Source organism: Oligoflexus sp., assembly GCF_035638955.1.
In the GTDB taxonomy this organism is placed as follows: Bacteria; Bdellovibrionota_B; Oligoflexia; order Oligoflexales; family Oligoflexaceae; genus Oligoflexus.
This window is the reverse complement of the sequence record NZ_DASQYZ010000519.1, coordinates 1-15,617: the sequence shown is the minus strand read 5'-3', so window position 1 is coordinate 15,617 and position 15,617 is coordinate 1. Positions and strand designations below refer to the sequence as shown.

At 53.4% G+C, this 15,617-nt stretch carries 12 protein-coding genes; 7 read left to right on the top strand and 5 right to left on the bottom strand.

The window, feature by feature from the left end; translation table 11 throughout:
* The first annotated feature begins 4 nt into the window (after nucleotides 1-4).
* Complete coding sequence (locus tag VE954_RS42795) at nucleotides 5-976, top strand: succinylglutamate desuccinylase/aspartoacylase domain-containing protein (protein WP_324964813.1); 972 nt, start codon at nucleotides 5-7, stop codon at nucleotides 974-976.
* Nucleotides 973-2,289, top strand: coding sequence for a hypothetical protein (locus VE954_RS42790; protein WP_324964811.1), 1,317 nt, complete (start codon nucleotides 973-975; stop codon nucleotides 2,287-2,289). The genes VE954_RS42795 and VE954_RS42790 overlap by 4 nt, the downstream gene beginning before the upstream one ends.
* Here VE954_RS42790 and smpB read toward each other — a convergent pair whose 3' ends face one another.
* A complete protein-coding gene (smpB, locus tag VE954_RS42785) occupies nucleotides 2,290-2,751 on the bottom strand; it encodes an SsrA-binding protein SmpB (protein WP_324964809.1) in 462 nt (153 codons plus the stop codon). It lies immediately after the preceding gene.
* Nucleotides 2,752-2,810: 59 nt separating this feature from the next.
* On the opposite strand from smpB, the gene VE954_RS42780 reads away from it, so the two are divergent.
* Complete coding sequence (locus VE954_RS42780; RefSeq protein WP_324964807.1) at nucleotides 2,811-3,779, top strand: RluA family pseudouridine synthase; 969 nt, start codon at nucleotides 2,811-2,813, stop codon at nucleotides 3,777-3,779.
* A gap of 44 nt (nucleotides 3,780-3,823) precedes the next feature.
* On the opposite strand, the gene VE954_RS42775 is transcribed toward VE954_RS42780, so the two are convergent.
* Nucleotides 3,824-5,383, bottom strand: coding sequence for a hypothetical protein (locus VE954_RS42775; protein ID WP_324964805.1), 1,560 nt, complete (start codon nucleotides 5,381-5,383; stop codon nucleotides 3,824-3,826).
* 180 nt (nucleotides 5,384-5,563) lie between these two features.
* Between VE954_RS42775 and VE954_RS42770 the strand changes: the two genes are divergently transcribed.
* Nucleotides 5,564-7,540 carry a hypothetical protein gene (locus tag VE954_RS42770; protein WP_324964803.1) on the top strand — a complete coding sequence of 659 codons (1,977 nt, stop codon included), beginning with the start codon at nucleotides 5,564-5,566 and terminating at the stop codon, nucleotides 7,538-7,540.
* A gap of 60 nt (nucleotides 7,541-7,600) precedes the next feature.
* On the opposite strand, the gene VE954_RS42765 is transcribed toward VE954_RS42770, so the two are convergent.
* Both VE954_RS42765 and VE954_RS42760 read right to left on the bottom strand, forming a co-directional pair.
* Nucleotides 7,601-8,998, bottom strand: a complete 1,398-nt coding sequence (locus VE954_RS42765) for a hypothetical protein (RefSeq protein WP_324964801.1) — start codon at nucleotides 8,996-8,998, stop codon at nucleotides 7,601-7,603.
* Nucleotides 8,991-9,236, bottom strand: a complete 246-nt coding sequence (locus VE954_RS42760; RefSeq protein ID WP_324964799.1) for a glutaredoxin domain-containing protein — start codon at nucleotides 9,234-9,236, stop codon at nucleotides 8,991-8,993. Before VE954_RS42760 ends, VE954_RS42765 begins: the two co-directional genes overlap by 8 nt.
* A 69-nt stretch (nucleotides 9,237-9,305) precedes the next feature.
* Between VE954_RS42760 and VE954_RS42755 the strand changes: the two genes are divergently transcribed.
* Nucleotides 9,306-10,418, top strand: coding sequence for an Mrp/NBP35 family ATP-binding protein (locus tag VE954_RS42755; protein WP_324964797.1), 1,113 nt, complete (start codon nucleotides 9,306-9,308; stop codon nucleotides 10,416-10,418).
* A gap of 320 nt (nucleotides 10,419-10,738) precedes the next feature.
* Here VE954_RS42755 and VE954_RS42750 read toward each other — a convergent pair whose 3' ends face one another.
* Nucleotides 10,739-13,312: a hypothetical protein gene (locus VE954_RS42750; RefSeq protein WP_324964795.1), complete on the bottom strand. Its 2,574-nt coding sequence runs from the start codon at nucleotides 13,310-13,312 to the stop codon at nucleotides 10,739-10,741.
* A 178-nt stretch (nucleotides 13,313-13,490) separates the two neighbouring features.
* Between VE954_RS42750 and VE954_RS42745 the strand changes: the two genes are divergently transcribed.
* Nucleotides 13,491-14,318: a hypothetical protein gene (locus tag VE954_RS42745; RefSeq protein ID WP_324964793.1), complete on the top strand. Its 828-nt coding sequence runs from the start codon at nucleotides 13,491-13,493 to the stop codon at nucleotides 14,316-14,318.
* 13 nt (nucleotides 14,319-14,331) lie between these two features.
* Nucleotides 14,332-15,617: PQQ-binding-like beta-propeller repeat protein (locus tag VE954_RS42740; protein WP_324964791.1), on the top strand; the 1,286-nt coding region annotated here is incomplete at its 3' end.

The following is a 15,617-nucleotide window of genomic DNA, read 5'->3' as shown; positions in this document are numbered from 1 at the left end:
GTTCATGGATACGAGGAATATGCAGGCTCTGGAGCGGTTTGAAGCTCTCTGTCACAATCTGGAAAAAGTGGCCCCCCTGGCCTATGTCTGGCATCCCAAAAAACCAGCTCCTGCTTTACCAAAACCCATCGGCGTTACCCTGCAGGCGGCGACCCATGGGAATGAAGTCGGTGGCATCGATGTGCTGAATGCCTTTCTGCGGCTTTTGCATGCGGGTCTGATCAACCCGCCATTCCCCATGGGTTTTGCGATCGGCAATCCCCTGGCTGTGCAAGCCAATCGACGCTTCGTCGAAAAGGATTTGAATCGATCATTTGGGCAAACCGTAAGGGACCTGGATGAGGATAAACGCGCCCGTTCGCTTGAACCGCTGCTGGAAAAATCCGCTCTCTTCGTCGACTTTCATCAGACGATCGAGCCTTCGCATCGGCCCTTCTTTATCTTCCCGTATACGAAATCGGCTTTTGATTTTGCAGCCGCTCTCCACGATCAGATTCCCATCGTCACGCACTGGGGACTGTCGTTTTCCAAGGACGGCATGTGCAGCGATGAGTATGTGAACCACCGAGGCGGCACGGGACTGACCATTGAGCTGGGACAAAAAGGTTTTGACGCTTATCATAGTGGTGTTGGCTTACAAGTGGCCCTGGCCGCGGTACAATATGCTGTGGGTTTGTTCACAGGTGTGACGGACGGGCGGCCATCTCTTGATCCTGAACTTTACACCTGGAAAGCCATCATCCCTTATGAAGAGGGCATGACGTTGCGTGAAGGGCTGGTCAACTTTCAGGCGGTGGCATCGGGTGAAGCGGTCGGATCCCATCAGGGAAAAATCCTGCGGGCACCGGCTGATGGCTGGATTCTGTTTCCCAAGTATCCACGCGATCCTCTGGCTGCACCGGCTAAAGAATTGTACCGGATCATCAAACGGGTTCCGGTTGATGATCTCGGGAAGGACGGAGTGATAAACAGATGAATCGGATCGTACGCCTGCTGGGTGTCTCTTCCCTTGGCCTTGGTTTGCTGACGATGAATACGGCCTGGGGTGATGATGGAGCTTTGCCACGTGGCAAGTCACCGGCTCCGGGACAAAAGCTGGCGATACCTGAACCTGTGCAGGTTGCCGAAGCCCCTGATTGCTTGAATTACCTGGCCAATCCTGAAGCCGGTGAAATGCTGTTCTCCCAGGATGGCAAATCGGTTTATTTTCTGAGTCGTCAGCCCGGTGAAACCGGTCCCGAAGGCAAGGCTTTTCTGTACGAGGCCGACTTCGAAAGCCTGCGCAGCAAGCGCATCGTATCCCTGAAAATCGGCGATAACGCGGCTCTTGTGGGTCATGGCCTGCCTCTGGAAGCTATTACGTTACTCGACTTCAGCAAGGCCCGTATCGGCTGTGGCGAAGGGGTGACGGCCGGCATTGGCATCAAGTGGATCGGCAAGCAAAAAATCATCAAATCCTATCCTCAAGGCTCGTACAAGATTGTTCCCTCGGAACGAGCTCCGGTCGTGGCGGATATGGATCAAAAGAATATCAAGATGCTCGATTTGAATACCTTTCAGAAGCGAACCATCACCAGCTTTCCCGAAAATTTTTTCCCCCTCTATCTGCGCACGGTGCCTTTGCAGTTGACCGGTTTCAAACCCGAACAGAATGAGCTGGTGCGGTATGAAGGTCAGGATCCCGAACCGACCGCTGTGTTAAAGCTCAAAAAAGGCATGCGGCTGGTGCAGGATCTCGATCAATTTGGAATTGTGACGAGCAGCGACGACGGTAAGGTGCTGCAGGTGAAACAAATCAAGGGTTGGTCGGGGGATGCGTTCCGCGGTATCGACATTCGTTTGCCGGAAGGGTTTTCAGCCGATCGCGTGGGAGTTCAGATCGATTTCCGCAGTGGCTTGTGCCTCGTTCAGGGCGCCAATCAAGCGATCAAGCGCGAGCTGCGGCAGCTCATGGTTCATAACGGAGCCAAGGGACAAACCGACCGTTTGCTGAAAGCGCCCGAAGGCCAGTATTTTGGTCAGGCGGTGTTTGCGCAAAAAGGCCGCAAAATCCTTATGCTGAGCCGCAGTCTGCAGGATGATAGCGTGCAGTCGCTTCGGGTCGGCGATCCGATCAGCGGTGAATGGCGTGACGTCGTGATTGCACGGGACGCGGAAAAATCTGGCGAAAAGCCTGATGAGAAAGAGAAAGAAAAAGAAAAATCAGCGACGGATAAAGTGGAGAAAGAAAAAGATAAAGAAAAAGAAGTAGAGAAGCCGGTGCGTGCCGAGAAAAAGCTTCCCGATTGATTAGCGGTTGCCCTTCATCGCCCGATGAATTTCCCGCTTGGCGTCTTTCTCTTTGGATGATTCGCGCTTGTCGTGCGCTTTCTTACCCTTGCCCAAACCAATTTCAATTTTCACATAGCGCCCCTTGAAATAGATCTTCAGGGGGACCAATGAGAAACCTTTTTCCTGAACGGCTCGGCCGAGTTTGGCGATCTCTCCGCTATGGAGCAAGAGGCGCCGCGAGCGACGTTCGGTATGGTTCATGATATTGCCGTGCGAATAATGGCCAATGTGCACCTCGCGCAATATCGCTTCATCGTTGGTCAGGTCTACCCAGCCATCATTCAGGTTGCAGCGTCCGTCGCGCAGCGCCTTGACCTCAGTGCCTTGCAAAGCAATACCGGCCTCGTACTTATCCCCGATATTGTATTCGTGGTAAGCCTTCTTGTTGCTGGCGATGAGTTTGATTCCCTTGGGTTCCATAATATGCTAGGTCATTCCTCTCAGTGGAAGCACAAACCAACAGCTCAATGTAAAGCCAAATGCACAAAAGTCCAGTTGAAAATCCAGATGAAAGCAGCGCTTTCAGGCCGCTCGGCCTGCCTATTGCCTCCTATCATGCCGGGGAGAGGGCGGATGCGTACCTGGCCCGCCACTTTCCGTTCCTGTCGCGGGCTGGCTGGCAGAAGCGCCTCCGAACCGGCGAAGTGCTGGTCGATGAAAAGCCGGCTGGTGTGTCATATAGGCTTCGAGAAGGGCAGCAGCTCACGCTGCATCATCCCCAGAGCGTGGAGCCGGAAGTCGATCGCGGCATCTATCCGATATGGCGAAGAGGCGCAGTCATGGCGGTTTTTAAACCGGCGCCACTGCCGATGCATGAAAACGGCGCTTATCGCAAAAACACCTTTGCTGAATTGGTTAAGACCGAATTGGGACCCGAATGGTCGGCTGTGCATCGACTCGATCGGGAAACCTCGGGCATTGTTTTGTGTGGCGCCACGACCGAGGTTCGCAATCAACTGGCGCGATCCCTGGCCGAGCGCAGTTTGCATAAGGAATATCTCGCCATCACTCACGGGCTGAGTCGTGAGGAGCGGTGGATCGAACAAGGTCCGATTGGTGACCTGACGACCAGCGAAATTCGCATCAAGAAATGGGTGGTTCCGGAAGGACAGTCCGCAGAAACGCATTTTCAGGTCCTGGAGCAGACGGCGGGTCTCACCATGCTCAGGGCCATTCCGAAAACCGGGCGTACCAATCAGATTCGCATTCATGCGGCTTATGCAGGCCTGCATCTGGTCGGCGATCGACTCTTTCATCCCGATGAGCAGGTGTTTCTGGAATGGTTTGTTCATGGTTTGACTGACAATGTGGTTCGGCAGACGGGATTCCGGCGCTGTCTTCTGCACGCCCAGGCCTTGGCTTTCCTTCATCCCGAGGATGGCAAGGTTCATGAGGTGCGGTGCGAGATGCCGGATGATATGCGGGATTTTTGGAATCTGCAGACATAAAAAAAGGGGCTTTTCAGCCCCTTCGAAACTTCAAGCCGTTAAGCTTAGAATTTGTAGTACAGAGTCAGGCCAAAGGTTGTGCTGGTTGCCGCAACCGACACGTTTTCACCCGTCAGCACGCGTTCCTGAGACAGGCTCAAGCCAACCGGAATTCTGGGCTGCAGGCCGAGACCGTCAAATGACAGCGCATAGCTCACGCTGGTCGATTTCGCGCCATTCTGCTGAGCTTCGTCATCATAATAAGTTTCTGGATCGAAGTTCCAGCCGTAGTAGCCAAAGATCGAAAGCGTGGACAGCATGGGATTCAAATCACCCAGAGCGTAACCCAGACGAACGTAACCCGTATTCAGAGGAACCTTGCGGCTCACTTCGAAGTTGTTGGATACGCCATCGCCTTCGCCGGGAACGCCGACGTCAGCACCGTTGAAGTTGGGATCGGCTGCGTTCAGTTGATCCGGGTCGACGAGGCTGTGACGCTTGTAGTTGGGATTCTTCAGATGGATTTCAGTCTGGTTGCTTAACGAGAGCATCAGAGGATCACTGATACGATAATCGTATTTCAAGGCGATACCCAGAGTGGTGAAGCCACTGCCGGTCCGGTTATAACCTTTTTCGTCATCATGCTTCGAACTGGTGGGCAAACGGAGACCGCCACCAACCGAGAACATCTGCTGCTTGCTGTTATAAACATTATAGAGAGCGGCGACCATGATATCGCTCAGACCGGTGACACCTTCCTGAGGCTTGGCTGCGTTGGTAATCAACGAATAGGCGGCGCGCTCGATGGGAATCCCGCCTTGAACGGTATAAACTTCGCCGGTTGGCAGCACGAGGCTGGAGTTGGTGGGGATCGCATAAGCCTGGTTATTGATCTTGTCATAACAGGCTGCTTCGTCCGCACACTGGCCCTGGCTGATCAGGAAGGGAACGACTTTCTCCATCAATTCCTGATACTTCTTGGCGTAGACTTTGCTCTTCGAGAACTTCTCAGCATTGATCGTCACCTGGCTTGAGGCCAGACGAGGAACCAGAAGTTGGAAAGAGAGTTTGTCACTGAAGCCGTATTCCAAAACATAAGCATCGACATTGACAACGGCATCGATACCAACGTCTTTTTTATTGCCACCTTCTTCAAAGGTCTGATTGCCGACGACGTTGCGCCGAACGTAACGGAAACGCGCAACCTTCTCGGGCAAAGTTTGCGCTTCGCCCAGCATCACATACTTGGCTGTTTCAGGATCCTTGCCGCGACGCTTCAGAATTGCGTCGGTGGTTTCCTTGCGGTTCTTCACGCGGTTCTTTTTCAGATCCTTGACTTTATCTTTAACCTTGTCGCCCAAACCTTCTTCTTCAGTCGGAGTGGTTTCGGTTGGAGTCGTTTCTGGGGGGGGCGTTGCGGGATCAGTAGGTGTTTCTACGGATGCCGGTGCTGAATCTGTTGGTGTTGGCTCTGTTGTAGGAGCGGGTGCTGGTTCTGCCGGAGGAGGCGTTCCTTCATCCTGAGCCTGAACGTGGCCTGCGTGAAAACCAAGGCACAGTCCTAGTACCAGGAGCTTGCTTGTGAGACGAGCCGTCCCACGGTGTGAAGCCACCATAGATTTCATAGAGGGCACTCCAAGAAATGATTCCATAGATGAAGACAGTTTATGTTGATTATAGAGGAAGCCACTTTGCATTTCCAGTGTGCGGTCATTCTTTTTTAAAAGCGGGTCTTTTAGTCGACTGCAATCTGCTTTAGAATGGAAACATCATAGCACCCATCCTTTCTTGTGCGAGGCTAAGTTATGGCGTTTAAGTTCAGCCGACTGACACTTATTCCTATCGGGATATTCCTCTCTTTGCCTTCGTGTGGCGAGAAAACAGCTGAAAACGAAGGTTTCATTCCCAAGTTGAGTGAGATAACGAAAGAAGATGTGGTGACGGAAGCTGCCGTTACCGGTGATAGCCTCTGGAATGCCGTGACCACTCTGCTGGAAATTCCTGGCTTGGAAGGAACACAAGCGGACGTCATCACGAGTTTGGGCACGCCTTCAACTCTAATCACTGACACCACCAAAGCAACAGCCGCCGCCAATGCGAAAATCGGCGCTGTCGTGGCAACGGCGACTGAGCAGCAGTGCGACGCTGGTGCAGCGACAGGTCCATTCCTTACGGACTTGACCGCGACCATCGCAGCAGGCATTTCGCAAAAATACAGTATCACGATCGCTACGGGTGGTTTTAAGATCGACTCGACCACAGGTGCACCAACCAACCTTGGTGGCCAAACGACTCTGACCACCAAGGTCTATCTGATGTCGTACAAACTGAAGAACGACACTGATTTCCGTTATGCCTTCCTCTCGGTTCCTCAAGCGACTCCTCTGGCTCAGACTCTGGCTGTGAAGACTGAAGCAGCCGGCACGACTTACGGTTTCCCCTTGGCTCTCTATGCCCATGCTTCGACCTCGGGTCTTTCGTATGGCGAAATCGCAAAGGTTGCGGGTGATCTCCAGCTGGGTCATATCCTTCTCGCCCCAGCTTTTCCTGGCGAAAAGATCTGTATCAGTCCAGATGCCAACAATGCTTGTACAGATGATATTGGCAAAACCAGCGTTGGGACGTCCAAGCCTTATCAAAATGATGTGACGGATCTTCTGGGTGCTTATGAGTGTGTTCGCACGAAACTCACGACTTATGCTGCGACGGCCGGCGCCAGTGGTTCGTTCTCCACCACGGCGGGTGGCACGGTTGCTATCTCGAACTATGCAAAAATCAGCACCGATATGCTGAACTCAGCAACCTACGGCGCGACGCTGGCGGGAGCTTCCCTTCAGCCTTTGACCTATACGATCGGTCTCGGTCGCGGCGCAAACGTTATTGCCCTGGCTCAGCAGCGCGCCGGTGCGATCAACTCGGTTCTGTCTTCCGCTGGAACGGATACCGCGACAACAACAGCTAAAGCGGCGCTGACGGCAGCCGGTATCGTGGCACCGCAGACCTTCAGCTGTGCCGTCTCTGCGGGCGGTAACTTCACTCTGGCTCACGGTAAAAATAAGGTTTATTTGAATTACTGGGTCGCTGGCTACTCGGACTTTATTCCAGCAGCAAGTCAGACGGCTTTGGAAGCCATCCCAGGTTTCAAGGAAATCCACGCTACGATCGCAACGATTCGTGATGATGCAGCCAAGGATGAAGCCACCAAAGCAGCCGAAATCGCCGCTTATGTCAAAGCCATCGACAGCAGCTTCCTCATGAGTCTCTATCACGGTAGCGTTGCCAACTGGGGTAAGATGTACCGGGCGAAGTATTATGCTGGTGCTGCAGCTGCTCTGGCAGCTGGCGGAAACGCAGCAGGAGCCGCTGCCGCTGCTTCAACAGCGACCAAGACTCTGGCCGCTGCTCAAGGCGCAAACCTGGTGATGAATGGTACCAAGGATAAAGTTGCTGACCTCAGCAATAGCCTTATTTTCACCGGCGTAGGCGCAGGCGTAACCGCAGCTATCGCAACCGAAAAAGGCACTACAGGTTCGACGAGCCCCTTGGCTGCTCTTGGTGGTGTGAACTGGCTGAGTCTTGGTATCAATCAGGATGGCAGCGATAACGGTCACGTGTCCGATGTCACCTTCCTGACCGGAAAATCCATCAGCAAGACCTTGACGAAAATCACCTCGACTGTTGATGAAGCGGCTTACCTGGATAAAATGCCAAGCGAAATCATCAGCGCATGGCTGACCAGCGAGTGCAAAGGCAAGTCCATTCTTTCAGACGCCAGCAACTAAACCAATCGTCAAAGTTTTTATCGAACGCCCCTTTATGGGGCGTTTTGCATTTCCACTGGATCAAAAACTTTGCTGCGCCGTCCAGCTTTGCTGCGCCTTCTGATGCACACTCGCAAAAGTCTGCCCCACCTGCGACATCAAACCATCGGAACTCAGATCCTCAATCACAGGGATCTGTTCAATGATCTGCTTGATCCCAGGCATGCCTATGACCTTGAAATAAAGCACCTGCATCAAATAAAAACTCTGCTTATAAGCGACCTGCGCATCCCCACGATTCAGCTTGAGAAAGCCGGCGTCGAACGATTGCGCTGATAAAAAAGGATACTGCGATGCCGCAAACCGATATTGCCAGCAAAGCTCCTGGCACTCGGCAACCTGGGCCAGCCCTTCCTGAAACCAGGCTGGGAGATTGCGATGCTGAGCGTGTTCCGAAAGAACGGCATGAGTGATTTCATGGCGTAAAACCCGAGCGAACTCTTCATCAAAATTCTGCTCGGCGGGCACAGGAATACGGACCCGACCATCATAAAGGCCAGCTGTCCATGAAGGGCTGTGAACGATACGTCCGAAATTTTCACTTTGATGGAAGATGACTTCAATCGCCTCAGCGGGATAGGGGAGGCCTAACTGAAGGTTCAGAGTCTCGATGGTTTTCTGCAGAACCTGCAGACTCGGGCTCACCAGCTGCTGATGCTGGACCAGCTGATAACGCAGGCGAATAAATCCTGACGAGAGTTCGCCCTGTCCCGCGCTTTCTTCCGCTTTGGCATTCAGACTGGATTCGCGCTTTTTCAACTCAGTCGTTTCTTCTTCTGTCAGGTTCTGTAAGGCGGTTGCCCTTTGCGCCAATTCCCACGCTTCGGTCGTTTCACCGAGCGATTCCTTCACTTCGGCCAATAGAATGTAGGCTTCAGGATCGGACTTATTTTTCTCGAGATAATTTTCAAGATAGGTGCTGGCGTTGGCAAAGTCCTTTTTCTGATAAAGACAGTAACCCAAACCTTTCAACGCCAGAGACTGAACGGTATGATCGGGCGTCGATTCGAGTAAAGGCATGGCCTCGTCACAATTTTTCTGGCGAATCAAAGCCCAGGCCCAGCCGAGTCGAATGATCGGCAACTGCGTATTCAACCAGGCCTTGTAACCCGCGCTTAGCGTTGGATCGATCAGCTGACTTCGAACCAAAAGATCCGCGTTTGCGTAATCACCGCTTAAAAAACTCGTACGAATCAATTTCTCGGCGGCGGCATCCACTTCATCCGTGCGAGGCGCCGCGGCCATGCTCACATCAGCACTCGCCAAAGGCGGCAAAGACTGCGTGGAAACCGGCAACAGGTCGGCCTCGCTGACTTGAGCTGTCACGATGTTGCTTCTTTTTGGCTGATCTCCGCCAGCCGCCAGCACAGCCAAAATACCAAAGCGGCTCATGGCTTTTTGACCGAAATTACTATTCAATCAGCTTACCCTGCTTATGAAGGGCCACCAGATCGGTGTAGCCACCGATGAATTTTCCATCGACAAAAATCATCGGAACGGTGCGATAGCCGTTGTTTTCCTCGGATATTTTCCGCCGTAGATCAGGGTTCTCTTCCAGATTGATCTCTTCATAGGGCAACTTCAACTGAGTCAAAAGTCGCTTGGCTTGCACGCAGAAGGGACAGACTTCGGTGGTATAGATCTTGACTTCTCGCATGGCATTTTATCCTGATTTAAGGTACGGACTGGTTGCTAACCTTATTCTGGCCCGCATGAGGGAATTCTAATGAGCAGTGACCATCAAAGCAACATTTTGTCCGTTCTCGTCGTCGAGATACTGACTCAAGCCGCCCTCCGTCCCGAATTCGCTTTTCTCGGCAAATCGCCAAGCGAAGCCCGCGAGCGTTTTATTGGGATTGTGCCAGGCGAAAATACGGCGGTTGCCCAGATCGCATCGGATGGTATGAACCTTGATCAAAAAAGTGCGCTCGAAGTTCTTTTGCAAAAAGAGCTGGCCCAGCATGGACTCTCAGCCACTGTTTATTACAAGCGGCGGCATTCATTCGCTGATCGCATGACGCTGCCCGATAACGGTCCGACGCAGCCGCCACCCAATCGTCCTGGTGCCTTCGGTGTGAAGATGCAGCTCAAGCCCATTCCCGGGGTCAAGAAAGTGATCGCGGTTTCCTCGGGCAAGGGCGGAGTGGGTAAATCCACAGTGTCGGTGAATCTGGCTGCTGGACTTGCTGCGCAGGGCCAGGCCGTCGGGCTGCTCGACGCGGATCTCTATGGACCATCAGCGCCGCTCATGATGGGGATTCACGGACCCATATCCATTTCCGCGGATCAAAAAATGATTCCTCATGAAAAACATGGCGTGAAGGTCATGTCGTTTGGTTTCATGTCCGATCCCTATCATCCCGTGATTTGGCGAGGGCCGATGATCGCCAAGGCTTTGGAGCAGCTTTTTTATCAGACGGTATGGGGCGAGCTGGATTATCTCATCATCGATCTGCCGCCCGGGACCGGTGACGTGCAACTGACCTTGATCGAAAATGTTCCCTTACATGGTGGGATCGTGGTTTCCACGCCGCAGGCTGTCGCTTTGCTTGACGCCCACAAAGGGCTGTCGATGTTTGAGAAGCTTAAGGTGCCCGTGCTTGGCTTGGTCGAAAATATGTCGCATTTCCGATGCAGCTCGTGTGGACATCTCGACGATATCTTTGGCCAGGCTCAAATTGAAGCCTTTGCCGAAGAACGCAAGATCCCGATCATAGGCCGTATTCCGCTGCATAGACGCATCCGGGAAGCCTCGGATGGTGGCATCCCCGTCATCAATCTCGACCCCGAGTTCGCGCTCTATTATATGCCGATCATCGAAGCAGTCCTAAGGGGTTAGAGCGGATTTCACAGAGTGTCGGGATCTTTGACATCTGATCAAGACCCGACGCGTTAAACCTTTGAAATGGCTTGTAAACCAGGGATAAAATCAGGGTAGGAAATTTTGGGTGCAGTCAAAACAAAGGTTTGGGCGTCTGGCACGGCCGCTGCAATATCTCTATCAGCCGGGTACCATCCCGGATGAAAGTTGGCTGAGTTTTCCCAAAGGTTTGAGAGAAAAAAGTTCAAACTACCCCGTTGTTGCTGCTCTTACTGCTCTTCTGAAATGCTGCTTTAAACTGACCTCTGAACTCAGCCAGCTTTCATCCCACCCGGTCCTTATTTCGATCCGAGTTGCTCGGCGAAGCTCGTGAGAGCTTCCCGCAGCGACTCATCCTCGACCGGATAGTCCCCCACTAAAAGCAAAATACGCCCATCATCTTTTTGAATCTTGTAGACACTCACTGTTTTCACCGAACCAAATAAATCATCCTGCGCCTGCACCGGTATTTCCGACCATTGACCAGATTTGGCGGCTTTGGCCATTCGCTGGAATGCTGCGGCTTTGCCTTTCGCAGCGGACTCAGCACCGCTCCGCCAGGTGGCAAGTGTTTCGGTGGTTTTGCCGATATCAACGAGGCAACCTGTGGCGCTGATTTGCGGCAGATACTCCCGGGCGATTTCCAAGGCTGTGCTGCGATCAAAGCAAAGACTCATGCGGAGCAAGGCTTCATTGGCTTTGGCTGTCGCAGTTAATGAGGCCAAGCTTCCGTTATCGACCAAGGATGGTGTCGTCCGTCCGCCGGCTCGGGCCGGGGCCGCTGGGGCTTCAATGGGAATGTCATCCAGGTCGGCATCAGCCGCGAGATCACCGATGGAGGGTTCGTCGATGACGTCATCATTATCGAAACCCATGGCGAGACCTTCCAACGGATCATCGTCGCCTTTATGAAAGGTGGGTTCTGACTTGCCCGGCTTTTTTTCTGGGGCTGGATGCAACTTAATGTTGGTTTCTTCATCATCCTCGAACTGCAGGTCATCCTCGACGGGGGCATGCAGATCAATGCGTGTATCTTCGGCTTCGCCATCGAAGTTGGGATCATTGAATTCCGGGACCACGCCGTCTTCGTGAACGGCTTTGCGCAGGGACACACTGGTCTCATCGTCATCATCAGCGAATTCAAGCGCGCTGAGATCGTCGTCCAGTTCGTCCGGTTTCGATTCCAGATCGGGCTTTTGCGCCATGCGAGTGGATTCGTAGTGTGGCTTCGACGGGCCGTCACCAAATCCAAGGAGATTCTTGCCGGCATGGGACGAGGCAGGCGCCGGTTCATCCAGAAGGCTGTCGATGTCCTCGTCGCTGGCTTCAGCACCAAAGTTCAAATCTTCCGCCAGTTCCCCGGACTCGTCCGATTTTTCGATTCCGATTTCGTCGTCGACGGCCTTGTCTTCATCACCAAAATTCAGATCGCCGAGTTCCTGGTCGTCGGCTCCCAAAGGCTCTGGTTTCTCGTCGTCCAGGCTGAGGTCTGGAGTTTCCCCGAGCAGGTCATCGTCCACATCAGCCGCGGCCTTGGCTTTTTTCTGAGGTGCTTTCTTCGGTTCATCATCCAGTTCGAAATCATCAGCAAGATCGTCGCTTGAAGCGGCAGCTTTTTTCGCGGGCTTGTCGTCGTTATCCAGACCGAAATCATCCGAAAGTTCCTCATCTGAACTCATGGAAGCCTTCGCGGGTTTGTCGTCATCATCCAGGCCGAAGGCCGATAGCTCGTCGCTGATCGCGGTGGCTTTTTTTGCTGGCTTGGCCGGTTCATCATCCAGCCCAAAATCCGATAGCTCGTCGCTGATCGCGGTGGCTTTTTTTGCTGGCTTGGCCGGTTCATCATCCAGCCCGAAATCATCGGACAGATCATCCCCGGCGCTCAGTTCGTCGTCGGCTGGCTTCGGTTTGGGGGCGGCCGCCTTGGGCTTGGCGGGGGCATCGTCCAAATCGGGCCAGAGGTCGTCGGTGGAATCACCGCCCGCTTCAAGGCCATCAAGATCATCATCGGCAGCCGCGGCCACAGCCTTGCGAGCTTTCGGGGCCTCCTCGAAATTATCGAAAGGATCATCGTCGGACATGCCGCCATCATCAATGGCTTCGCCCAAGCTGCGGTCCGGATCATCACCCGGCGCCAGCTCCAGGTCGGATCCGTCGTCCTCGAGATCGATATCATCAAAATCGCTGTTGCCGATGCCTTCATCCAAACCACCAGCTGCAATATCATTCAGATTGTCGGAAGAATCGTCCATGGCATCAATTTCGTCATCCAATGCCACATCTTCAACCTGATCTTCATCATAATTATCCAGCGCACCAGCTCGTGCGGAACGCCGATCCTGCGGGATCTCAACATCCCCTTCTTCGACAATTTTCTGTTTAATCCACGCCGCGCCCGCATGATTGCGCAAAAAGTTGGACAACGCTGTGGGGCGTGCTTTGAATTCCGGATTGAGGCGATTCAATCCTTCGTAAATCTGTGACAACGGGGCGATCACCGGCACCACTTCAAGTCCAGTGAAGAATTCAAGCTGTTTCAGTGTGCTTTTATCGAGTGGATCGGCGACAGCGACGGTGATGCGATGATGATCAATTTCCAGCGGCAAAACTTCCAGCCGTGAGACCATCCGTCGGTCGACCTGCTCGATGATGCCAGGATCCAGCCGCTCCAGCAGATTTTTGGGTGCGACCACATATTTGGTCCGCTCGGCAAAGAACGCCGACAGCTCATCTTCGTCCAGCAGCCCGGTCGAGAGGATACACTTGGCAAAAGCCCAGCTTCCCTGACCACAGGTCTTGGTAATCGTGACGCGGTCCTGTTCGGTCAGGAATCCCTCTTTGACAAGCAGCGCGCCTAGACCGGATGCTCCCATAATCCCATCGCTCCTTGGATGAATGACGTGGAAGACCCTGGCACAAGGCTCCCAGGGCCCGTACAGCGGGACAATTCCAGGTGGATTGTGCTAGGCAAAGAACTTTAAGATCTATACTATCACATTTTTGCAAACTAGCGCTTTTATGCGTTAATTTGGCCGAAATAAAGAGGAATGTATGTCCAGCGAAAAGTCGAAAGAATTGGAACTCAAGGGACCTGACGCCTTCCAGGTCAAAGTTGGTGATTTTATGGCTGGTATTGCCCAAAATCCCAAGCCGCTTTTTGCCGTCATCGCCCTGCTGCTCGGAGCGCTGGCAGTTGGATATGGCATTCGCTATTTTATCGCCCATAAGGAAGACGGCCGTCGCGCCGAGCTCTCCAAAATTGATACCGTCTACGAAGACGAATTGAAAAATTACAACAAAGCTCGCGAAGCTTTGGAAAAACAGCGTGATACTCTGAAGGCCGCCCAGCCGAAACCAGCGGCCGATGCCAAGGACCCCAAGCCGGTCGAGGAAACGGCAGAAATCAAAGCTCTGAACACGAAGATCACGGATCTGAAGCCGGATCATGCGGCGTCTTCGGAGCAGTATAAAAGTTATTTTGCGGCTCATCCCAATTCAGCGGAAGGCTGGGTCGCCGGTTTGAAATACGCAGCGTTTGCCGCGGAACAAAATAAATTGGAAGACGCTCAGAAAGTTTTGGAAGACGTGAGCAAAAATGCCAAGTCGCATCCTGTGCTGCAGACGCAGAGCCTTATGATGCTCATCTCGATCCTGACGGATCGCGGTGAACTCGATAAAGCTTTGGAACAGACAGAGGCACTGCTCAAGGTTGTTGCCGATGATCTGAAACCACGCGCCCTCCTCACCAAAGCGCAGCTTCAATATTTGAAAAAAGACTTCGCCAACACCAGGGCGACTACAGCTGAGATTTTGACCAAGCATGAAACCAGTCCGGAAGCGGATCGTGCGCGTAGCCTTGTGGCTTTGCTCCCGGAATAACAAAGGTCGATTCATGAAAAGCCTTCGTCTTGCTCCCTGGATATTATCGCTCGTCCTGTCGGCGTGCACCCATGTGGAAACCGAACAAGATCCCACCGCTCCTGATGTGGACACCGAAACCACGACAGGAGCCGCGGCAACTCCGGGCGCAGCGACTTCGAACACCACGGCTCCAGTTGGTCTGAATTCACCAACGGCTCCAGACGCGGCTGAACCGGCTTCGTCGGCGGAAGCCGGCGTGAAACCAGCGCCTGGAACCGGAACACCTAACACCAGCGCCGCCGCACCAGGTGCCAATGCCAAGCCTTCCACCAATCCGGCGACGGGAGTAGGGGCTGCTGCTGCCACGGAAGCCACATCGAGCGGGGCTCAACCCTGTCTGGACGTCAATGTTTCCTCGTTTTCGAACTGCCGTCCCTTTCGCACAGGCATGATCAAGCTCGCCCCTCAATTGGATGCGGAAAAGCCCATCGGTGCCATCGATGAATCCGGCTGGTCCATGGCCACGGATGTCCTGATCGGTTCTGTGGATCCAGGCTGGGTCAGCGCGTATCATCTGAAATCGAAAACGTTCACTTGGTGGCTGAAAATTCCAGAAAGCATGACGGCACCTGCTGAAGTCTTCGGCAGCTGGGCCGTTATTCCGCTTCGGGATGGCCGTCTTTTGAAGGTGGAAACCCAAACCGGCAAGCAGCTCTGGGAAACGCGATTGAGCCGCTTTGTAACGGCTAAAACCACCCTCTCGGGCAATGTGCTCTTAGCCTATAGCGCGGATCAAAAGCTGTACGCGATTGATTTCCAAACAGGCCAGCATCTGTGGGTCTATGACACCGGTACAGCAGCCAACCTTTTACTGCGGGCTGGATCCGGTCCGGTCGTGGCAGGCAATGAAGTTATTTTTGGAACCACCGAAGGCGATGTCAGGTCTGTGAGTTTGAATTCCGGCAAGGAGAACTGGAAGCTGGACCCCAGCCGCGAGGACTTCCGCTTCAAGGATGTTGTCGGTGAAATTGGGATCGGCAATCATCAGATCTACGTCGCACGCAGTGATGGACTGGTCTTTGCCGTGGATACCCTGAACCGTCCTTCCGATGCGCTGTGGAAGGAAACCTTTTCCAGTGTCACCAGTTCCGCCTATCGCGACGGAACCTATGTGATCGGCTGTATCAATGGTGATTTGATTGCCTTGCAAGCCAGCACGGGCCGTCAGCTGTGGAAGGTCAACACGGGCGCTTCCATCAAAACGATCACGATCGGTGAAAAGGCCATCTTTGTCGGTGGCAGCCAGGGCCGCATTAC